Genomic DNA, 19,673 nt, shown 5'->3' on the forward strand with positions numbered 1-19,673 from the left:
ATCTGAGGTTAGAGCCTTACCTGGCAAATGTGTGCAACTTTGCCAGTTGGTCTTGCTGGATCAAGGCGGATAAAGGTATCTGGGCTCCATGTAAAGCTCCGGTTATCCAGTAAATCTTTGACCTCGAATGAATGTGCCGCAATTCCGAGCGCCTTCATATCCCAATGAACTGTGGTCTCTTGGGCATATGTTGGATCAAGATTTACGACCACCAAAATCAAATCATCACCGGTGCGCTTGGAATAAGCGATGATCGAATCAGAATCGGTGTGATGAAAGCGCAGATTGCGAAGTTGCAGCAACGTCGGGTGCGCGCGACGGATCTGGTTTAACTGAGTAATAAAGGGTGCCAGGGTTATGCCTTTTTTAGCCGCTCCATCCCAGTCACGTACCTTAATCTCGTACTTCTCGGAATCTAAATACTCTTCGCCACCTTCTTTAAAGCGGCGGTGCTCATAGAGTTCATAGCCGGCATACATTCCCCAAGATGGCGTAAGCGTTGCCGCCAGCACTGCACGAAGTGCAAACATTGCAGGGTTTCCAGATTGCAAATGGAAAGGCAAGATATCTGGAGTGTTCACCCAGAAGTTTGGTCTAAAGAATGCGCTGGTCTCTTGCGAAACTTCACGTCCATATTCCATAAGTTCAGCCTTGCTAGTGCGCCATGTGAAATATGTATATGACTGATGGAAACCAGCTTTGCCAAGTGCGTGCATCATCGCTGGTTTGGTAAATGCTTCCGCGAGAAATACAACGTCTGGGCTTTCCTTGTAAATAACCGACATAACTTCTTGCCAGAAGTGAACCGGTTTGGTGTGGGGATTATCAACGCGGAAGATAGTTACACCTTTAGAAACCCATAAACGGATAATGCGCAGAACTTCAGCAAGAATTCCTGAGTAATCATTATCAAAGTTAATTGGATAGATATCTTGGTATTTCTTTGGGGGATTCTCGGCATAAGCGATCGTGCCGTCAGGGCGAGTTGTAAACCATTCAGGGTTTGATTTAACCCAAGGATGATCAGGTGATGCTTGTAGTGCTAGATCTAAAGCAATTTCCACGTTGTTCTTCTTGGCTATCGATACAAAGGTTTCAAAATCGGCCATAGTGCCAAGTGCTGGATTAATGGCATCGTGGCCACCTTCCACGTTTCCAATCGCCCAAGGCACACCTGGGTCGGTATCGCTGGGAGTTAAAGTGTTATTGCGCCCCTTGCGATGAGCGGTACCGATTGGATGAATCGGTGGCAGATAGAGAACATCAAAGCCCATTGCAGCAACGGCTGGAATTCGTTTTGCCGCAGTTGCGAAATTGCCGCTTGTGATTCGCCCATGCGCATCAACAATCGCGCCTTCGCTGCGAGGAAAGAATTCATACCAAGCACCGACAAGTGCGCGATCACGATCTGCGCGAACTGGGATTAGCTCAGAACGGCTTACTAAACGGCGCAGTGGGTTTGCGGCAAAGTAGGCGCGAATTTCAGTGGTTGTTGCCTGAGAGAAACGATTGGCTGGTGCAAGTGAGGTATCGGTTAGCGCTTTGATTGCGGGAGAGAGCAACTTCTTTGCAGATGGATCTTCGTTTAGCTTCTCTTCGAATATTAACTTGCCGATGGTGCAGCAAAGTTCGGCATCGATATCGGCTGCGATCTTGATTTCAGAGTCATGTTCCCAAGTTGCGAAGGGATCATCAAAAGCTTCGATCGCATAATTGAATTCACCGCGCGCCGGAATTGTGATCGTTCCTTCAAAGCGATCGCCACCACGCCAGATTTCACGCATCGCATTGCGGGCAATCTCTTTACCTTTGTCATCAAATAACAGAGCATGCGCACCAAGTGCATCATGGCCTTCGCGAAAGATCGTTGCAGTAACTGCAATTACCTCACCCGCAACCGCCTTTACAGGAACTAACTCGCCTCCGAAATTAACCGCAGGAGAGATATCTGTAATGGGGATGCGAGTAATCAAGAGTTACCTCAGCCAGAGCCTTCGGTATTTCCCGGATCTGCAGCGTTGATGTCGTTGATCTGATACTTATTGATCGCTTCCTGAACCATGCTTGCCTTTACATCTCCGCTCTTAGCAAGAGCGGCAAGCGTTGCGATAACGATTGATTCGGCATCGACCTTGAAGTGGCGACGAAGTGCGCCGCGTGTATCGGATAGACCAAAGCCATCTGTGCCAAGTGAAGTGAAATCTTGGCTAACCCATGGTGCGATCTGATCTTGAACTGCGCGCATGTAATCACTAACTGCGATGACCGGACCTTCTGCGTTGGCAAGTTTCTTGGCAACGTATGCGGTGCGTTGATCAGATGGATTTAAGAAGTTGTGGCGATCTACCGCTAAACCATCGCGGCGTAGTTCGTTCCATGAAGTAACTGACCAAACTGAAGCAGATACGCCCCAATCAGATTCCAGAAGTTTCGCTGCCTTTAGCGCCCAGTTCATACCAACGCCAGATGCCAAGATCTGCGCAACTTTCTTACGCTGCTTTGGACCTTGCTGGAAGAGATAAATTCCCTTGAGCAAACCTTCAGTATCAAGATTTTCAGGTTCTGCTGGTTGAACATATGGCTCGTTATAAACAGTTAGGTAGTAGTAAACATTCTCGCTATTTTCGCCATACATACGACGTAGACCATCTTTAACGATATGACCGAGTTCGTAAGCAAATGCTGGGTCATATGCGACAACTGCCGGGTTAGTTGAAACGAGAAGTGGTGAGTGACCATCTTCGTGTTGCAGACCTTCACCGTTAAGAGTTGTGCGCCCCGCCGTTGCACCAACTACGAATCCACGTACCAACTGATCGGCAGCAGCCCAGAAAGCATCTCCGGTGCGTTGGAATCCGAACATTGAGTAGAAGATGTAGATCGGAATCATAGGTTCATCGTGCGTTGAATATGAAGATCCAACTGCAGTAAATGAAGCAACTGATCCAGCTTCGTTAATACCTTCGTGAAGGATTACGCCCGCAGTTGATTCTTTATAGGAAAGCATTAGCTCGCGGTCGACTGCGGTGTACTGCTGACCATGTGGTGAGTAAATCTTTAGCGTTGGGAACAACGAATCCATACCGAAGGTACGAGCTTCATCAGGAATAATCGGTACTAAACGAGCACCAAGTCCTGGATCCTTAACGAGATCTTTCAACATACGAACAAATGCCATCGTGGTTGCAACTTCTTGCTGACCAGAACCGCGCTTAACAGATTCGTATGCTTCATCGGCAGGCTGTGCCAAAGGACGAGAAACGCTGCGGCGGCGTGGAATTGATCCACCAAGTGCGGCGCGACGTTCTTCAAGATATTTCGCCTCAGCAGAATCTGCAGCCGGCTTGTAATAAGGAGGTGTGTACTTATCCAACTTCTCATCTGCAATTGGAATACCCAAACGATCGCGGAATTCGACGATATCTTCAAGTGACATCTTCTTCATCTGGTGCGTTGAGTTGCGCGCTTCGAAGTGCGAACCAAGTGTCCAACCCTTAACGGTCTTCGCCAAGATAACTGTTGGGCGACCATTTGGTTGTGATGCAGCAGCGTAAGCGGCATAAAGCTTGCGGTAATCATGTCCACCGCGCTTTAGGTTCCAGATCTGATCATCTGACCAGTTTGCAACCATTGCTGCAGTGCGTGGATCGCGACCGAAGAACTTCTCGCGAACGTATGCGCCGCTCTCGCCCTTAAAAGTTTGGTAATCACCATCGAGTGTGGTGTTCATAATGTTTACAAGTGCGCCTTCGCGATCTTGGGCAAGCAGTGGATCCCACTCGCGGCCCCAGACAACCTTGATTACATTCCAGCCAGCGCCACCGAAGATGGATTCGAGCTCTTGAATAATCTTGCCGTTGCCGCGCACAGGTCCATCAAGGCGCTGCAAGTTACAGTTAACAACGAAAGTTAAGTTATCTAGATTTTCACGTGATGCCAGTCCAATCGCACCCAAGGTATCGACTTCATCGACTTCACCATCGCCAAGGAATGCCCAAACGCTTTGCTGGCTCGTATCTTTAATTCCGCGGTTATGTAGGTAACGGTTAAAGCGCGCTTGGTAAATTGCATTGATCGGACCGATACCCATCGAAACCGTTGGGAACTGCCAGAACTCAGGCATCAAACGTGGGTGCGGATAAGAAGAGAGTCCGCCACCTTGATGTGAAAGTTCCTGACGGAAACCATCTAATTGGTGTTCGCTTAAGCGACCTTCCATAAATGCGCGCGCATACATTCCGGGAGATGCGTGGCCCTGGAAGAAGATCTGATCTCCGCCGCCTGGGTGATCTTGTCCGCGGAAGAAGTGGTTAAAACCAACTTCGTAAAGTGCGGCAGATGATGCGTAAGTAGAAATGTGTCCACCGACTCCGATGCCGGGGCGTTGTGCGCGGTGAACCAACATCGCAGCGTTCCAGCGGATGTAAGCGCGGATGCGACGTTCGATCGCTTCGTCGCCCGGAAATGCTGGTTCGTTTTCAGGAGTAATGGTGTTGATGTAATCGGTATTGCGAAGAGCGGCAACGCCAATATTTTTTTCATGTGCGCGCTGCAGCAACTTCAAGATTAGGTAACGCGCGCGGACCGGTCCTGCGCCATTGAGTGCGGCATCGAAGGAGGCTTGCCATTCGGCGGTCTCACTTGGATCGATATCTACTAGCTGGTCGATGATCTGGTCTGGGACGCCGAAGTTCTCGCTCATGGGCTTATTCTCGCGCTTACGCGGTAGTAGAGCAAAATCCGACCACTTTCTGTCTCAGAAAGGCGCGCAGAAATGGGCCACCCGAAACTCTTGTCAAAGCGCTCGCAATTCGGTGGACTTATCCCGTGGCAAAGGGGATGGGATTTGCTCAAGGAGAGATAGTCCTTGAAGTCGGCTATGACTCTGATTGCGATGACGCACTTCGCAAAGAGATCGCGGCCACAGTTGGAACCAAGTTTCTAGAAGGATCTGCAACTGAAGTTGTCGATGCAGTACTTCTCTGGTGGCGCGATGGCGATGGCGATCTCGTTGATGAATTAATGGATGCCCTCACATATTTAAGTGAGACCGGACCGATCTGGGTATTGACTCCAAAAGTTGGTCGCGATGGACATGTTGAACCAAGTGACATTCAGGATGCGGCACCAATTGCAGGGATGAGCCAAACATCAACCCTTGTCGTAGCAAATGATTGGACGGCAACACGTCTAGTGGCGCGTAAGGCTGGCAAGCGATAAGTTTGGCGGTATGAGCCAAACACTTACTGGAATTTCTGTTGGATCGGTTGCACCTGACTTTGAATTAAAAGATCAGCATGGCGCCAAAGTTTCACTTTCATCTTTTAAGGGAAACAAGAACGTAGTCGTTCTCTTTATTCCCTTTGCATTCACCGGAACCTGCACTGGCGAACTATGTGCAATTCGTGATGACTTAGCCGCATTCCAAAACGACAACGTTCAGGTAATTGCTGTCTCATGCGATTCGCCTTACACACAAAAAGTTTTTGCAGAACAAGAGGGTTACAAGTTCCCAGTGCTTGCGGATTTCTGGCCACATGGCGCAGCAGCAAAAGCTTTCGGGGTATTTAACGAAGATATTGGTTGCGCAATGCGCGGCACATTTATCATCGATAAAGTAGGCGTAGTTCGCTGGTCAGTCGTAAATGGCCTCGGCGATGCGCGTAATAACGGGGATTACAAGGCCGCAATCGCTGCCCTGTAGTTGAGGTAGTATTTGCCTCGCAACAATCGGGTGCTTAGCTCAGTGGTAGAGCGTCTCGTTTACACCGAGAATGTCGGGGGTTCGAAACCCTCAGCGCCCACGCAGGTAATTTAGATCCGAGATTAAAGCGGAGTTTTCAATGAAGCCTCATGAGATTCAATTTTCCTTAAACCTAGAAGCTTTATCCGCGCCGCAATGCCGGCGAATAATTGAGGCGCTGATTGATGAGCCAATGGCGATCACGCAATTATCTAAGACCTGCAAACTCACACCGGCTTCAATAAATAAACACTTAGAAATTCTTAAAAAATCTGGTTTGGTGAAGGTTCGCGCGGTTGATGGGGACCAGGTCGCCCAAATTCAGAAATCTAAATTCAAGCCAACGCTGGATTGGTTCTTGAATCTATCCAATTAAAGAGAACGCCAGTTAATCAAACTCTCTTTATTAGCGTTGGAATAATTCTCTCGTAAGACTTAATCGGATTGGCCTGCAAAAGAACAAAAATTGCAAAACCGATAAGCGCAACCCAAGAATTAATGAGCGCCAGTGGTACTAAGACGATGCCCCATAGAGCTCCTATACCCCACAGAATTGGTAGGACCTTTCGGAGTTTCTTCGCTGGATAGGGACAATCTTCGGTGAAATTAATTTTGAATTTAAATCCTATAAATGGAAAAGCGATTACATTCGTCCAGAATTGACCAAATAGGCAAACGCCAAAGTAAAACACTCCCCATTTTTGATTTGGAGTATTTAAATTTTCAGCAAGTAGCGCTACACCAAATGGAATTAAGGCCACCCATGCCATTGTGATTCCATGGTTCCAAACAATGTGAGCATTTGTTCCTTCTACGTATTGGCCCAATGCGTGATAGCCGTACCACATGGAGAAAAGAACCAGGAATCCAAGGGCGTAGGACAGAAATGTTGGCCAATGATCTAAGAGCGCGGCGTTGAGGTTATCGCTATGGCTAACCTCTGAAACAACTCCAACCACGTCTAAACCTAGAAGTGTAAGAGCAATTGAAAAAACACCATCGCTAAGGGAATCAATTAATTTGTGGCTTATATGCTTAATTTGCGCGGCCATCCGAATCTCCATTCGCCTTTAAATTTGAGTTTAAGGTAATGGAAAGTCCAAAAGGAACCGGAAAACACGCCCAATGAACGAATGAACTTTCTTTAAACGCACATTACGAAGAGATTATCTTCCTAAATACGCGCTCTTCATGGCAGATAAATCAATCTTCTTCATCTCCAGCATCGCTTTAGTGGCGCGCTGAGAACCTTCAGCATCTGGCCCACCCAAGTAGTTCATCATCTCAGGTGAAGTTACCTGCCAAGAGATTCCAAATTTATCTTTAAGCCAACCACATTGGCTTTCTTGCCCGCCATCTGCCGTAAGTAGATCCCAGAACTTATCTATCTCTGCTTGATCGGCGCATGGAATCTGAAATGAAATTGCCTCTGAATGTGGGAACTGCGGACCGCCATTTAGTCCGATGAAGTTCTGCCCGAACATTTTGAAGTTAACAACAATCTCTTCACCCTGTTGGTTGCCAGGAGTATCAGTTGGAGCGATCCAGTTATCGGAAACTGAGCTATTTGGGAAAATTGATGAGTAAAAGTTTGCGGCTTCGCGCGCGCGGCCGTTAAACCAGAGGCAGGTAGTCATTTCCATTTGGAAAAGGTAAGGCAACTACTTGGCTTGAGTCAATTTCGCTTTGATTAACTTCTTCAATAGAGTTTTAGTAAGTGGCTTATCAACCGGAACATGAATTGCGCTAATTGTCTTTGAAAAGCCAGCTAATTCGACCGGGAACAACTTCAAAATTGAACCGCTAAAAGGGTAGTAACCAACATGCTTCTTATTGGCCAGCAATCCGGCAACAATCGTTTCATCCACTTTGAATGCCGGCATTCCATAGCTCACTACTTCTTGCGCATCTGGAACTATTTCCAAAATTCGCTTGCGCATCTCAAGCATTGTTTCTTTATGTGGCGACGGGGCCGATTGATAATGTGCGCGAACTGCGACAGGTAACTGTTTTTCCACGGAGAAATAGTACAACTGGCCCTAATCAAGTAAGGTTCTCCATAGAATTCAATATCCGGTGCGCGACGAAGAAGTGCAGTTATAAGGAGTGAGTTGTGAAGGCTAGCGTTAGCGATCAGCGCTCCATTCTCGACATTCAGAACTTCGATTTCACTACAACTTCCCTAAACGCCAAAGCCGCTGGCCTTCCAGAGATACCGGCGATTAATTCACTCACAATCAAGCAGAACAATGCTCGCGATCTACGTATCGCCGCTGAAACAGAGTTAAACGATGTAAAGCGCGAGTTAAATCGGGCCGAGACAGATGTTGAACAAGTTGTCTCACGAATCAATCGCGATGAAGCCCGCCTTGCTTCAGGCACAGGCACTGCTAAAGAGTTAGAACAACTGCAACACGAACTTGTTTCCCTTGCTGCACGCCGTACAGAACTCGAAGAAGTTGAGCTCGAGATCATGATGCGCGTTGATGGCATTAAGGAGCGCATCGCAGAACTTGGCGCCGAAGAAAGTGCTCATGCAGCAGAGATTGCCAACTTGGAAATTTCGAAAGAGAACGCTCTAACAGTTATCTTTGCAGATCTCAAAGCAGCGGCTGATGATCGCGTAAAGACAGCAGCAAGTGTTAACCCAGAGCTAATGGCGCTCTACGAGAAAATTCGCACCAGCAATAACGGAACAGGGGCAGCAGCCTTGGTTGGAAACCAATGCAAAGGTTGTCACTTAACTTTAAACACCATCGAACTACAGCGCATTGCCGGTTTGCCTGAAGACGAACTAGTGCGCTGTGAAGAATGTCGGTGCATTTTGGTGCGTGGTCTATAAATGGCGCGCAATTTTAAGTTAACTGCCGATGGTGGTTCTCGTGGAAATCCAGGCCCTGCTGGTTACGGCGCAGTGGTTACTGAAAACGGGAAGATTGTTGCTGAACTTTTCGATGTCATTGGAATTGCAACTAATAACGTTGCTGAATACAGCGGACTTCTCGCCGGGTTAAGCCATATAAATAAATTGGATTCCGCAGCAACCGTAGAAGTAGCAATGGATTCAAAGTTAGTTGTTGAGCAGATGTCGGGTCGTTGGCAGATCAAACATGCGGATATGCGCGATTTGGCAAAGCAGTGCCGTGCAGCCCATGATCCTTCGCTCGTTAAATACTCTTGGATTCCACGCGATGAAAATTCACATGCCGATCGCTTAGCTAATAAGGCTTTAGATGGTGGCTCTGCACACAAGCCTGAACCGCAAGTGCAACAGAACTATTTATCTGAGCGACTTCGCAGTAGCGAAGTTCCGACCATGCTCTACCTGGTCCGCCACGGCGAAACCGTTTTAACTCCAATGCGTAAATTCTCAGGCACAGGTGCACTTAATCCAGAGCTAACCGATAAAGGTTTATCTCAGGCTGCCGCTGTTGCCAAAGAGATAGCCAAGTTAAAGCCAGAAGTTTTAATAGCTTCTCCTCTAATGCGCACCACCCAAACAGCGCAAGCAATTGCAAATGCCACAGGACTTGAAATCAACTTTGATGAAATTTGGTTCGAACTTTCTTTCGGCGATTGGGATGGCCTCTCATTTGAGGAAGTAAAAGAGAAGTTCCCCGATGAATATCAAGCCTGGCTAAATTCATCTTCCTACGCACCTGCTGGTGGCGAGTCTTACGATCAGGCAGGGATTCGCGTTGAGGAAGCGTTAGAAAAAGTAGCTGCTGAATATCCTGGTCAGCGAGTCGTCGTAGTAACTCACAACGGAGTCATTAAATTAGCGGCACAGATCGCAACCGGGGCACCCACCGAAGCGGTCTTTCATATAGATGCAGCACCATGTTCAATAACATCAATATCAATTTGGCCATCAGATGGACTGCGCGCCCTGCGTAGCCTTAACGAGACAGGACACTTTCGCCCATGATTAGCTCAACTGAATGGCTTTTAACCGTTGGAGTTCTTGCAGCAGTTATTGTCTTTGATCTAGCGCTAGCAATCATCCGCCGCAACAAAGAGACCACTACAAAAGAAGCGCTCTCTTGGACCCTCTTTTACATCGCTGCAGCGATCGCCTTTGGTTTGCTCTTGCCACGCTGGGGATCAGATCAACTCCGGACTGAATTCTTTGCAGGCTGGCTAACGGAGTACGCCCTATCAGTAGATAACATCTTCGTCTTTATTATTTTGATTTCAACGCTCAAGGTTAAGAAAGAATCACAACAGTTAGTTCTTCTCTTTGGAATTTTGGTCGCGATTGTTCTACGAGTAATCCTTATCTTTGCCGGCGTCGCGCTGGTTTCACGATTCACATCAGCCTTCTACGTCTTTGGCGCCTTCCTAATCTTCACAGCATGGAAGCTGATCAACGAAAAAGAAGAAGTAGAAGAAGATGAAGGAAAGCTCATCACCTTCTTGCGCAACCGCGGTCTTAGCACTTTCGCAATTGCGCTAATCGCTTTGGGCGTTACCGACTTGGTCTTCGCACTCGATTCGATTCCGGCAATCCTTGGCTTAACAACAAGCAGTTACGTTGTTATCACCGCAAATATCTTCGCTCTAATGGGTCTTCGTCAGCTCTATTTCTTACTTCAAGGTGCAATGGATCGACTAGTTCACCTTGGACGCGGGCTCTCATTTATCTTGGCATTTATCGGTGTGAAGATGATCTTGCATGCGTTACACGAAAATGGCGTTCACGTTGTTGATATTTCACTTGAGGTTAGCTTGACCGTAATCGTCTCCACCTTGGCGATTACAGCCCTTACAAGTCTCTACGCAACTCGTAACAAAGCAATCTCAAAGGAGTAGTTCGCCCCCCAAAGCGATATCTTCATTTTCTGCAATCTTCTTGGCGATATTCTGCGCCAAAGCTAAATCTTCGAGACCATCAGCAATTGGATCTGCGTCCTGCTTGCCAGTCTTAACTAGTTGATAGAACGCCTCTAATTCAACTTCAAAGGCTGGCTTATAAGATTCAAATTTATTTGATTGGTGGTCAATACCTTTGCGATAAGTTGAAATAAGCTGCGTTGGCACGCGCAAGATATATGGGCTCGGGAAGATAATGTGATGGCCTTCTTCATCGCTTACCCAGCGAATTTCCTCTTGATACATTGGGTATTGATCGAGATAGAACCAACGCACCGTTACGCGAACTCCATCTGCAGTGCGACCAAAGATGATGATCGAATCACTCGCTGAACCTGCTGGCCAGCGGTCTACGTGATCGACTTCAGTTATATGGATATCAAGTGCGCGAAGCACTGAGAATTCATGGATAACGCTTCCGAGAACCATTTCCGAATACAGATTTCCAAATGAAGCTGCACCCGCTTTACCGAGAGCTTCCTCCTGAACTGCTGTGCGAGATTTTGTAAACAATTCAATTAACTCAGCAGATGGTTTAGGCATATTCAGCGATTCATCTGATGTGACCAACTGGCTATCTCCACTTGGGTGTAAAACCAAGACATCGACCGTCCGCGGACGTGTCTTAATAGCTTTCTGCGCTTCAACAACTGCTGGATCAAAGGTCTTCATATAACCGATCATTAAAGCCGAACCTGATTCCGATTTGGCTTTTTCAATTACCTTTAACTCGGCACGTGAGTATGCAAGTGGCTTTTCGCAAAATACCGTCTTGCCGGCTCGAAGTGCCATCTCCACGATGTCAGCATGTGATCCTGAATTCAAGATTAGAACCGCATCAACTTCTTTTGACTCGATCATTTTCCTTGGATCGGCAAAACAAACATCTCTTGAAATACCAAAGCGATCAGCTAAGGCATGTGCAGCATTAACATTGATGTCAGTCAAAGCCACGATCTCGAATAGATCAGTGCGGCGAGTTAGTATCGGTAGATGAACTGAAGATGCAACTGATCCAGTTCCAACAATTCCAACCTTGATCGCGCTCATTGCATTCCTATTCTTAGACGTGGCTGATATCGTAGCGAAATAATGCAGATTAACGACTACACCCCAACTCCGGATGATATTTCTTGGGTGAGCGATGAAGTCGCAGCGATACATGAACGCAATCGCCAACGCGGCCGCGCCGAATGGTGCGAACATGACTTCGATTTCACTTGTCCTTCTTCCGTTACCTATCCATTTCAGTGGTTCTGGGATTCTTGCTTCCACGCAATTGCGCTGAGCCACGTAGACCTTCAAAAAGCTGAAGCCGAACTAAAGAGTCTGCTTAAGAATCAGCACTCGGATGGCTTTGTCTCGCACGTAACTTTTTGGCAGCGCGATGCCTACGAAGAGATGGTTTCGACTTATGCGATTGCATTCCGCAGTCGATACCTATCAGATGAGATGCAACCACCTCTTTTGGCTGAAGCGGTAAGCGCAGTTGCAAAGCGTGGTCGCGGGGTTGAATTCATCAACGAAGTGTTGCCAGCTGTAAAGCGGTTCTACGAATGGCTTCACACTGTGCGCAATCCATATGGTGATGGCTTGGTTCGTGTAGTTCAACCAGATGAGACCGGTATTGATCACTCTCCAGTCTGGGATGAAATCATGAATATCCAGGATGAAGAACACGAATCTTGGGATCGCGGCTGGCATTCAATCTGCGATCCTTACGACAAGTTTGATCGCGATCCAAAGAAGATGATCGAGCTAAACCACTTTGTTGTAGCCGATGTAATGACAAATACGATCTACATCGAAAATCTCTGCGTCCTTGCCGATCTCTGCCAGCAAGTTGGAGATCAAGCCGGTCACGACGAATACCAGGCCAGAGCAGTGAAAGCTCGCAAATCACTTGATGAACTCTGCTGGAACGAAGAAGACGGTCTTTATTACGGTGTGAACGGTAAAGAGAATAAGCAACTGCGTATAAACACCTTTATGAGTTTGATGCCACTGCTTTTGCCTGATCTAGATAAGCGCAAAGCAGATTCATTGATCGCACGAATCTTGAATCCTGAAGAGTATTGGGCCGAATATCCAATACCGAGCACGGCTATGAACCATCCGACTTATCGCCCAGATACGGTGGGTGGGAATTTAGTATGGCGCGGTCCTTCGTGGATCAATAGCAATTGGTATATCGCTCGTGGATTAAAGCGCCACGGTCGCAATGATTTAGCGCGCCACATAACCAACCAGAGCATCGCAATGGTACGTAAGAGTGGATTCCGCGAGTACTACAACCCGCAAACTGCACATGGTCGCGGGGCGCCTGACTTTAGCTGGTCAACTATTCTTTTAGATCTAATCCACGAGGTGAAATAAAAAATGAGCAAACTCTTAAAAAGTGCCAAAGTTGGAATCGTTGCTCTTAACTGGAAATTTGAGATGGCAAAGTCCGAAGATTTTCTAAAGCGCATTGCGGCCTACGGTTTCAAAGGAATCCAGATCTCAGTTGAGCAAGCCAATTCCGACAACTTCTTATCTCAAATGAAGCAGAATGGTTTGGCGACTGCCGAACAGTATCTAGATATTGCCTGCGATGAGAACGGCCCACTTGCAACCGCAGATGCGCACTCGCAAGAGATTGTTGATGCCGCTATTCGTGCCAAAGTTGAAATGTTGGTTTTTGCAGTAGATGGAACGCTAGAGCGAGATATCTACGCAGGTCGCACACATCTTGGACCACGCTTAAATGAAAATGGCTATCAGCGTCTTGCTGAGCACATTACTAAGTACGCACTTCTCGCCAAGGCCGCTGGCGTTCGTTCTTCATTCCATCCACATGCAGCCACATATATTGAAACGCCTGAAGAGACTAGAAAGCTAATGGCGCTTCTTGATTATGACTTGGTCGGCATGTGTCTTGATGTTGGACATTGGTTGGTTGGTGGGGGAGATCCCGTTGCTGGTGTAGTCGAATACGGAAAACGTGTTACACATGTTCACATTAAAGATGTTGATCCAGCAATTCTTAAAAAGTTAGTTGCTGGTGAATATGAAGGTATGAACGTTGCAGTTGAAGATCACTATCTCTTTGTACCAGCCGGTGAAGGCGCACTTGATCTAGTTGGGCTATTTGCAGAACTTGAAAAGTTTGGCTTCTCGGATTGGATGATGAGCGAACAAGATAAAGCGCGCGAGCCGGCTGAAGAAAAATCAGGGGTTTCTATGCGCAATATCGAGGTGGCCCTTAAGGGTTAGCAGCCCCTGTCCATTTCCCGTACGCCCGATATTGTTCACCCCATGACTAGCACTCCGCGTATTTTGCATGCCGCAACCGGTTCAACTCTGACCGCTAAAGGCTGGGGACAAGAGGCCGCCCTGCGCATGCTTCATAACAACTTAGATCCAGCTGTTGCAGAACATCCCGAGAACTTAGTTGTATATGGCGGAACCGGAAAAGCTGCACGTAACTGGCCATCTTTTGATGCAATAGTAAAAAGTCTTACCAATTTAAAAGATGATGAAACGCTTCTAGTTCAATCAGGTAAACCAGTTGGAGTCTTTGCAACTCACGAATGGGCGCCACGCGTTCTTATCGCAAACTCAAATTTGGTTGGCGATTGGGCGAATTGGCCAGAGTTTCGTCGCCTTGAACAACTTGGCTTGACTATGTACGGGCAGATGACTGCCGGTTCTTGGATTTACATTGGAACGCAAGGAATCTTGCAAGGAACTTACGAAACCTTTGCTGCAGTTGCACAGAAAAGATTTAACGGAACGCTGCAAGGAACTCTAACTCTGACCGGCGGTTGCGGCGGCATGGGTGGCGCACAACCACTTGCTGTGACCATGAACGGTGGCGTCTGCCTAATTATCGATATCGATAAGACTCGTTTGGAAAAACGTATTCAGACTCGCTACCTAGATGAAATTGCCGACAACATCGACGATGCGATCGAGCGAGTTCTCAAAGCGAAGAATGCGCGAGTTCCGCTATCTGTTGGGCTTGAAGGTAACGCTGCCGAGTTATTCCCGCTCTTGCTCAGCATGGATGTACCAATTGATATCGTCACAGATCAAACTTCTGCACACGATCCTTTCTCATATATACCTGCTGGCATTGATGTTCACGCCGCAGCACAGATGGCGAAAGATAACCCAGAAGATTTCACTAAACGCTCACAAGCATCCATGGCAAAACACGTTGAAGCGATGGTTGGCTTTATGGATAAAGGCGCAGAGGTTTTTGATTACGGTAACTCGATCCGCGATGAAGCCCGCCAAGGTGGCTATTCACGGGCTTTTGCCTTTCCGGGCTTTGTTCCTGCCTATATCCGTCCACTTTTCTGCGAAGGAAAAGGTCCATTTCGTTGGGTAGCGCTGTCAGGAGATCCAAAAGATATATATCGCACAGATAAGGCTGTACTGGATTTGTTTCCAGAAAATGAAGGGCTGCATCGCTGGATCACAATGGCGCAAGAGAAAGTCGCCTTCCAAGGTTTGCCTGCACGTATCTGCTGGTTGGGTTATGGCGAAAGAGATAAAGCCGGCCTTGCCTTCAATGATTTAGTTGCACGTGGTGAAGTCTCTGCACCGATTGTTATTGGTCGCGACCATTTAGATTGCGGTTCGGTTGCATCGCCATATCGCGAAACCGAAGCGATGTTAGATGGTTCAGATGCAATCGCAGATTGGCCGCTGCTAAATGCGATGGTCAACATTTCATCTGGCGCTTCATGGGTTTCACTTCACCATGGTGGTGGCGTTGGCATGGGACGTTCAATACATTCCGGACAAGTCTCTGTTGCAGATGGTACAAAACTTGCAGCTCAGAAGTTAGAGCGCGTATTAACAAATGATCCAGGTATGGGAGTCATTCGCCATGCAGATGCTGGTTATGACATCGCCATTGATACTGCCAAGGAACGCCATGTTCATGTACCGATGCTGGATATTGAATGACCAGCACGCTCCTTTTCAATATCGGGCAACTAGTTACAAATGATCCGCAGCACGATGGCACCAAGCTCGGAGTAATTAACGATGCCGCGCTATTGATTGAAGATGGCGTTGTTGCTTGGGCCGGGCCCAACGCCGATGCACCAACGCATCACATCAAACGTAAGATGGATGCTCACGGCAAGGCGGTTATCCCTGGTTTTGTAGATAGCCACACACATATGATCTTTGCGGGAGATCGCAGTAAAGAATTTCGCGCACGGATGCTGGGGGAGAGCTACACAGCAGGCGGCATCGCCCACACCGTTGAACAAACTCGCGGCGCTAGTGATGAGGCGCTCACAAACAATGCGAAATCACTATTACATGAGGCTTATTCATCAGGCACCACAACTATCGAATGTAAATCAGGCTACGGATTAACTGTTGAAGATGAGCGGCGCTCTCTTGAAATTGCCCAGAGTTTTACCGAAGAGACAACTTTCCTGGGCGCACATGTTGTGCCAGTCGAATATAAGAAGAACCCAAAAGATTATGTGGATCTAGTAACCGGTCCGATGTTGGATGCAGTGCATCCATACTCAAAGTGGATCGATGTATTTTGCGACAAAGGCGCATTTTCAGTAGATGATGCCCGCACGATTCTTAAGGCAGGAATGGCGAAAGGTTTGCAACCTCGGCTACATGCCAACCAACTTCAAGAAGGTCAGGGCGTCCGCCTCGGCGTCGAACTAGATGTTGCATCCGTTGATCATGTCTCGCACCTAAGCGAGAAAGATATCGAAGCGCTCTCAACTTCTAATACTGTGGCAACGCTCTTGCCTGGCGCAGAATTTTCAACTCGTTCGGCTTATCCAGATGTTCGCCCACTGTTAGAAGCAAGCATCACCGTGGCACTTGCCTCTGATTGCAATCCCGGAAGTTCTTACACAACCAACATTCCGTTCATTATCGCGATCGCAGTTCGCGAGATGCATTTCTCACCAGAACAAGCTTTATGGTCGGCAACTATGGGAGGCGCAAAAGCGCTTCGCCGCGACGATATCGGACATCTCTTTGAAGGTGCACGCGCTAATTTTTCAATTCTTTCTGCAGATTCGTACATTCACTTGGCATATCGCCCAGGTGCTAACTTAATAGAACAGGTGTGGCGCGATGGCCTCCAAATCAAATAGAACTGTAACTCTTTCAACCTCAGGCGTAACTTTCGCTGATGTAATTGATGTTGCCAGATACGGCGCCAAAGTTGAGCTTTCAAAGCAATCAATCGATGCCATAAACGTTTCGAGAAAATACATTGAAGAGTATGCAGCCGGTGGAATTCCGGTTTATGGCGTATCTACTGGCTTTGGCGCCCTAGCAAACCGTCATATTGACGTGGCAGATCGCGCACAACTGCAGAAATCACTGATTCGCTCACACGCCGCTGGCGTTGGCCCAGCAGTGGAGCGTGAAGTCGTTCGCGCTCTTATGTTCTTGCGACTTCGAACAATGGCCTCCGGTCGCACCGGCGTTCGCGTTGCACTGGCGCAGAGTTATATCGATTTCTTAAATCACGGAATCACGCCAGTTGTTCCAGAGTTTGGATCACTTGGATGCAGTGGCGATTTAGCGCCGCTATCTCATTGCGCACTTGCGCTAATGGGTGAAGGAAAAGTCCATGACGCAAACGGTGTTGAAATGCCAACTATGCAAGCCTTGGATGCTGCAGGAATTAAGCCGATTGAACTTGAGGCTAAAGAAGGTCTTGCGTTAATCAACGGCACCGATGGAATGCTCGGAATGTTGATCATGGCATGCGCCGATCTCGAACAACTCTGCGCTGTCGCAGATATAACAACTGCGATGAGCATTGAAGGCTTACTCGGCACTGATCGAGTATTTGCCCCCGATCTACATGCACCGCTGCGCCCACAAATTGGCCAAGCGGTTAGCGCCGCCAACATTTTTGCAATGCTCAAGGGCTCGGGAATTGTTGCCTCACACCGCGAAAATGATTCACGCGTACAAGATGCTTATTCATTACGTTGTGCGCCTCAGGTTGCCGGCGCTGTCCGTGACACAATTTCTTACGCCTCAACTATCGCCGAGCGCGAACTCGCATCGGCGATTGATAATCCCGTCGTACTTCCTGACGGACGCGTTGAATCCAATGGAAACTTCCACGGGGCACCTGTTGCCTACGTATTAGATTTCCTTGCAATCGCTGCAACAGATTTGGGCTCAATTGCCGAACGTCGCACCGACCGCGCACTAGATCAACATCGTTCTGCCGGTTTGCCACCATTCTTAGCGCACGATCCTGGTGTTGATTCAGGGCTAATGATTGCGCAATACACACAAGCCGGATTAGTCAGCGAGAATAAACGCCTTGCAACCCCTGCCAGCGTTGATTCGATTCCATCATCTGCAATGCAAGAAGATCATGTATCTATGGGTTGGTCGGCAGCGCGTAAATTGCGCAAAGTTGTCGAAAATCTTGCACGCATCCTGGCTATCGAACTCGTTACCGCGGCGCGTGCCATTGAACTCCGCGAAGGTTTGAGCCCATCACCTGCAACAGGTCGAGTTGTTAAAGAGTTGCGAAAAGTAGTTCCGGGAGTTGGGCCAGATCGTTTCTTATCTCCAGAACTTGAAGCGGCGACAACGTTGGTTAATTCAGGATCAATCGTTTCTGCTGCAAGAGAAGTAGTTAAAGAACTTATCTAGTTGCAAATCCAGCGGCTGTTTCAAGAATCAAGAGAGCTGCTAAGCGCACAGTACGTTGATCATCTGAATCAGCGGCAGCATCGATTTCCGTAATGTCGATGGCACGAACTCGCTTATCAGCACCCAGTAGAAGCGCTGCTTGGCGCAGTTCATCTGCAGATATTCCACCAGGCATTGCCGCTGGGCATGCCGGAACGACGCTGCGATCACAGACATCGACATCTAGATCAACATAAATCTCACGTCCATCAGCGCCAGCGATTTCTAGCGCTTTCTTTAAGACTTCAGTAATTGTCATCTCACGCAACTGCGCGCGGGAAAACACAGTGATGCCATTTTCTTTCGCACGTTGGCTGTACTCGGCGCTATTAGCAAAGTCGGCAATACCAATCTGCACAATGTTTTGTCCTGGCAAACCAGCCTGGATCAATTGCCAAACTGGGGAACCATTTGATTGGCCATCACGAAGATCATGGTGTGCATCAAAAGTGATCAAGCCGATCTTTGATAAATCTGGCCACAGACCTGATGCCACTGAGTAGGTAATTGAGTTATCGCCACCAAGTGCGATTATCAATTTATGTTTTGCTAACAAACCGCTTGCAAAAGCACCAACTCGTGCGATGCCTTCAGGACCATCGGGTGAATCGATATTTCCTAAATCGATAAATGATTGACCGCTTAAATCAACGCCTTGCGAAGTTGAATAAGTTGAATAACGAGCTAGCGCACTTCTAATTGCATGTGGAGTTTGATCTGCGTTAGTCGGTGAAATGGAACCTTTATGTGCTGGTACTCCGACTAATGCGATGTCAGCACTTTGATCGGTGGAGGCAAATAAAGTATTGGCGCGCTTCCACTTTGGATCATGCGGCAGATTTGCGCTCATCATTTGCTAATCGTAAGGCTTAATTCTTGGACTACAATCAGCACGAAGAGTCGCCCGGATCACCGCGTTGCGCCCAGATTAATTTCTGAGTGGACCGAGGAAAGTCCGGACTTCGCAGAGCAAGGTGGTGGGTAACGCCCACCCGGAGAAATCCGCGGGATTAGTGCCACAGAAAATAGACCGCACATGCAAATGTGTAAGGGTGAAACGGTGGTGTAAGAGACCACCAGTATTTGTAGTGATGCAGATAGCTTGGTAAACCCCACCTGAAGCAAGACCACGCAGATGGCGTTTGAGAACTGCTCGTTCGAGCCATCGGGTAGGTTGCTTGAATCTGTAAGCAATTACAGATCTAGATGGATGGTGATCCGTTCGCAAGAACGACAGGATCCGGCTTATAGGGCGACTCTTCTTTTCATCATAGTTACTGCGAGTAACTAAATATTTGTGTCATAATTTTCTTGCACTACGGGTTTGGTAGTAATCGGGGCTTGGTTAATTTCC

Annotated in this window: 18 protein-coding genes, 1 tRNA gene and 1 other RNA gene; 13 read left to right on the forward strand and 7 right to left on the reverse strand. The window is 47.8% G+C overall.

Annotated features, from left to right (window positions below):
- Nucleotides 1–8: 8 nt before the first annotated feature.
- Entirely contained in the window at nucleotides 9–1,973 is a 1,965-nt protein-coding gene (locus A1sIIB60_RS01420; protein ID WP_095677110.1) for an alpha-1,4-glucan--maltose-1-phosphate maltosyltransferase, read from the reverse strand.
- Between the two features lie 8 nt (nucleotides 1,974–1,981).
- On the reverse strand, nucleotides 1,982–4,702 hold the full coding sequence (aceE, locus tag A1sIIB60_RS01425; RefSeq protein ID WP_095677111.1) for a pyruvate dehydrogenase (acetyl-transferring), homodimeric type: 2,721 nt from the start codon (nucleotides 4,700–4,702) through the stop codon (nucleotides 1,982–1,984).
- 137 nt (nucleotides 4,703–4,839) lie between these two features.
- On the opposite strand from aceE, the gene A1sIIB60_RS01430 reads away from it, so the two are divergent.
- From A1sIIB60_RS01430 to A1sIIB60_RS07360, 4 genes are all read left to right on the forward strand, one after another.
- A complete protein-coding gene (locus A1sIIB60_RS01430; protein ID WP_095677112.1) occupies nucleotides 4,840–5,220 on the forward strand; it encodes a DUF3052 domain-containing protein in 381 nt (126 codons plus the stop codon).
- Nucleotides 5,221–5,230: 10 nt separating this feature from the next.
- The gene (locus A1sIIB60_RS01435) at nucleotides 5,231–5,704 is read left to right on the forward strand and encodes a peroxiredoxin (protein WP_095670748.1); all 474 of its coding nucleotides are present in this window, start codon (nucleotides 5,231–5,233) and stop codon (nucleotides 5,702–5,704) included.
- Between the two features lie 28 nt (nucleotides 5,705–5,732).
- Nucleotides 5,733–5,804, forward strand: a tRNA-Val gene (locus A1sIIB60_RS01440).
- A gap of 39 nt (nucleotides 5,805–5,843) precedes the next feature.
- Entirely contained in the window at nucleotides 5,844–6,119 is a 276-nt protein-coding gene (locus A1sIIB60_RS07360; RefSeq protein ID WP_095688868.1) for an ArsR/SmtB family transcription factor, read from the forward strand.
- A 16-nt stretch (nucleotides 6,120–6,135) separates the two neighbouring features.
- Here the strand turns inward: A1sIIB60_RS07360 and A1sIIB60_RS01450 are convergent, their stop codons facing one another.
- From A1sIIB60_RS01450 to A1sIIB60_RS01460, 3 genes are all read right to left on the reverse strand, one after another.
- Nucleotides 6,136–6,795: a TMEM175 family protein gene (locus A1sIIB60_RS01450; RefSeq protein ID WP_095688869.1), complete on the reverse strand. Its 660-nt coding sequence runs from the start codon at nucleotides 6,793–6,795 to the stop codon at nucleotides 6,136–6,138.
- Between the two features lie 114 nt (nucleotides 6,796–6,909).
- Complete coding sequence (locus tag A1sIIB60_RS01455; RefSeq protein WP_095689606.1) at nucleotides 6,910–7,386, reverse strand: VOC family protein; 477 nt, start codon at nucleotides 7,384–7,386, stop codon at nucleotides 6,910–6,912.
- Between the two features lie 18 nt (nucleotides 7,387–7,404).
- Nucleotides 7,405–7,761 (reverse strand): iron chaperone, encoded by a 357-nt coding sequence (locus A1sIIB60_RS01460; RefSeq protein ID WP_095677115.1) that lies wholly within the window; start codon nucleotides 7,759–7,761, stop codon nucleotides 7,405–7,407.
- A gap of 95 nt (nucleotides 7,762–7,856) precedes the next feature.
- Between A1sIIB60_RS01460 and A1sIIB60_RS01465 the strand changes: the two genes are divergently transcribed.
- From A1sIIB60_RS01465 to A1sIIB60_RS01475, 3 genes are read left to right on the forward strand one after another with little or no spacing between them, the layout of a single operon-like run.
- Nucleotides 7,857–8,585 (forward strand): zinc ribbon domain-containing protein, encoded by a 729-nt coding sequence (locus A1sIIB60_RS01465; RefSeq protein ID WP_095688870.1) that lies wholly within the window; start codon nucleotides 7,857–7,859, stop codon nucleotides 8,583–8,585.
- Nucleotides 8,586–9,671, forward strand: a complete 1,086-nt coding sequence (locus tag A1sIIB60_RS01470; protein ID WP_095688871.1) for a bifunctional RNase H/acid phosphatase — start codon at nucleotides 8,586–8,588, stop codon at nucleotides 9,669–9,671.
- Nucleotides 9,668–10,555 carry a TerC family protein gene (locus A1sIIB60_RS01475; protein WP_190279213.1) on the forward strand — a complete coding sequence of 296 codons (888 nt, stop codon included), beginning with the start codon at nucleotides 9,668–9,670 and terminating at the stop codon, nucleotides 10,553–10,555. The genes A1sIIB60_RS01470 and A1sIIB60_RS01475 overlap by 4 nt, the downstream gene beginning before the upstream one ends.
- Here A1sIIB60_RS01475 and A1sIIB60_RS01480 read toward each other — a convergent pair.
- Nucleotides 10,544–11,665: a Gfo/Idh/MocA family protein gene (locus tag A1sIIB60_RS01480; protein ID WP_190279214.1), complete on the reverse strand. Its 1,122-nt coding sequence runs from the start codon at nucleotides 11,663–11,665 to the stop codon at nucleotides 10,544–10,546. The genes A1sIIB60_RS01475 and A1sIIB60_RS01480 overlap by 12 nt on opposite strands.
- Nucleotides 11,666–11,707: 42 nt before the next feature.
- Between A1sIIB60_RS01480 and A1sIIB60_RS01485 the strand changes: the two genes are divergently transcribed.
- From A1sIIB60_RS01485 to hutH, 5 genes are read left to right on the forward strand one after another with little or no spacing between them, the layout of a single operon-like run.
- The gene (locus tag A1sIIB60_RS01485; protein ID WP_095688873.1) at nucleotides 11,708–12,991 is read left to right on the forward strand and encodes an amylo-alpha-1,6-glucosidase; all 1,284 of its coding nucleotides are present in this window, start codon (nucleotides 11,708–11,710) and stop codon (nucleotides 12,989–12,991) included.
- A 3-nt stretch (nucleotides 12,992–12,994) separates the two neighbouring features.
- Nucleotides 12,995–13,870 (forward strand): sugar phosphate isomerase/epimerase family protein, encoded by an 876-nt coding sequence (locus A1sIIB60_RS01490; RefSeq protein ID WP_095688874.1) that lies wholly within the window; start codon nucleotides 12,995–12,997, stop codon nucleotides 13,868–13,870.
- Nucleotides 13,871–13,912: 42 nt separating this feature from the next.
- A complete protein-coding gene (gene hutU, locus A1sIIB60_RS01495) occupies nucleotides 13,913–15,574 on the forward strand; it encodes a urocanate hydratase (RefSeq protein ID WP_095688875.1) in 1,662 nt (553 codons plus the stop codon).
- Nucleotides 15,571–16,746: an imidazolonepropionase gene (gene hutI, locus A1sIIB60_RS01500; RefSeq protein ID WP_095688876.1), complete on the forward strand. Its 1,176-nt coding sequence runs from the start codon at nucleotides 15,571–15,573 to the stop codon at nucleotides 16,744–16,746. Before hutU ends, hutI begins: the two co-directional genes overlap by 4 nt.
- Nucleotides 16,727–18,280 (forward strand): histidine ammonia-lyase, encoded by a 1,554-nt coding sequence (gene hutH, locus A1sIIB60_RS01505; RefSeq protein ID WP_095688877.1) that lies wholly within the window; start codon nucleotides 16,727–16,729, stop codon nucleotides 18,278–18,280. Before hutI ends, hutH begins: the two co-directional genes overlap by 20 nt.
- Here hutH and A1sIIB60_RS01510 read toward each other — a convergent pair.
- A complete protein-coding gene (locus A1sIIB60_RS01510) occupies nucleotides 18,273–19,172 on the reverse strand; it encodes an agmatinase family protein (protein ID WP_190279215.1) in 900 nt (299 codons plus the stop codon). The genes hutH and A1sIIB60_RS01510 overlap by 8 nt on opposite strands.
- 43 nt (nucleotides 19,173–19,215) lie before the next feature.
- Between A1sIIB60_RS01510 and rnpB the strand changes: the two genes are divergently transcribed.
- Nucleotides 19,216–19,583, forward strand: an RNA gene (gene rnpB, locus A1sIIB60_RS01515) — RNase P RNA component class A.
- Nucleotides 19,584–19,673: the final 90 nt, after the last annotated feature.

Origin of the sequence: Candidatus Planktophila lacus, assembly GCF_002288385.1 — a bacterium.
GTDB lineage: Bacteria > Actinomycetota > Actinomycetes > Nanopelagicales > Nanopelagicaceae > Planktophila > Planktophila lacus_D.

What these genes read in the sequence shown, in the direction of transcription:
- A1sIIB60_RS01450 (WP_095688869.1), bottom strand. Translation starts at nt 6,795, where the DNA reads ATGGCCGCGCAAATTAAGCATATAAGCCACAAATTAATTGATTCCCTT.
- hutH (WP_095688877.1), top strand. Translation starts at nt 16,727, where the DNA reads ATGGCCTCCAAATCAAATAGAACTGTAACTCTTTCAACCTCAGGCGTA.
- A1sIIB60_RS01480 (WP_190279214.1), bottom strand. Translation starts at nt 11,665, where the DNA reads ATGAGCGCGATCAAGGTTGGAATTGTTGGAACTGGATCAGTTGCATCT.
- A1sIIB60_RS01510 (WP_190279215.1), bottom strand. Translation starts at nt 19,172, where the DNA reads ATGATGAGCGCAAATCTGCCGCATGATCCAAAGTGGAAGCGCGCCAAT.
- A1sIIB60_RS01485 (WP_095688873.1), top strand. Translation starts at nt 11,708, where the DNA reads ATGCAGATTAACGACTACACCCCAACTCCGGATGATATTTCTTGGGTG.
- A1sIIB60_RS01470 (WP_095688871.1), top strand. Translation starts at nt 8,586, where the DNA reads ATGGCGCGCAATTTTAAGTTAACTGCCGATGGTGGTTCTCGTGGAAAT.
- hutI (WP_095688876.1), top strand. Translation starts at nt 15,571, where the DNA reads ATGACCAGCACGCTCCTTTTCAATATCGGGCAACTAGTTACAAATGAT.
- A1sIIB60_RS07360 (WP_095688868.1), top strand. Translation starts at nt 5,844, where the DNA reads ATGAAGCCTCATGAGATTCAATTTTCCTTAAACCTAGAAGCTTTATCC.
- A1sIIB60_RS01430 (WP_095677112.1), top strand. Translation starts at nt 4,840, where the DNA reads ATGGGATTTGCTCAAGGAGAGATAGTCCTTGAAGTCGGCTATGACTCT.
- hutU (WP_095688875.1), top strand. Translation starts at nt 13,913, where the DNA reads ATGACTAGCACTCCGCGTATTTTGCATGCCGCAACCGGTTCAACTCTG.
- A1sIIB60_RS01490 (WP_095688874.1), top strand. Translation starts at nt 12,995, where the DNA reads ATGAGCAAACTCTTAAAAAGTGCCAAAGTTGGAATCGTTGCTCTTAAC.
- A1sIIB60_RS01455 (WP_095689606.1), bottom strand. Translation starts at nt 7,386, where the DNA reads ATGGAAATGACTACCTGCCTCTGGTTTAACGGCCGCGCGCGCGAAGCC.
- A1sIIB60_RS01435 (WP_095670748.1), top strand. Translation starts at nt 5,231, where the DNA reads ATGAGCCAAACACTTACTGGAATTTCTGTTGGATCGGTTGCACCTGAC.
- aceE (WP_095677111.1), bottom strand. Translation starts at nt 4,702, where the DNA reads ATGAGCGAGAACTTCGGCGTCCCAGACCAGATCATCGACCAGCTAGTA.
- A1sIIB60_RS01475 (WP_190279213.1), top strand. Translation starts at nt 9,668, where the DNA reads ATGATTAGCTCAACTGAATGGCTTTTAACCGTTGGAGTTCTTGCAGCA.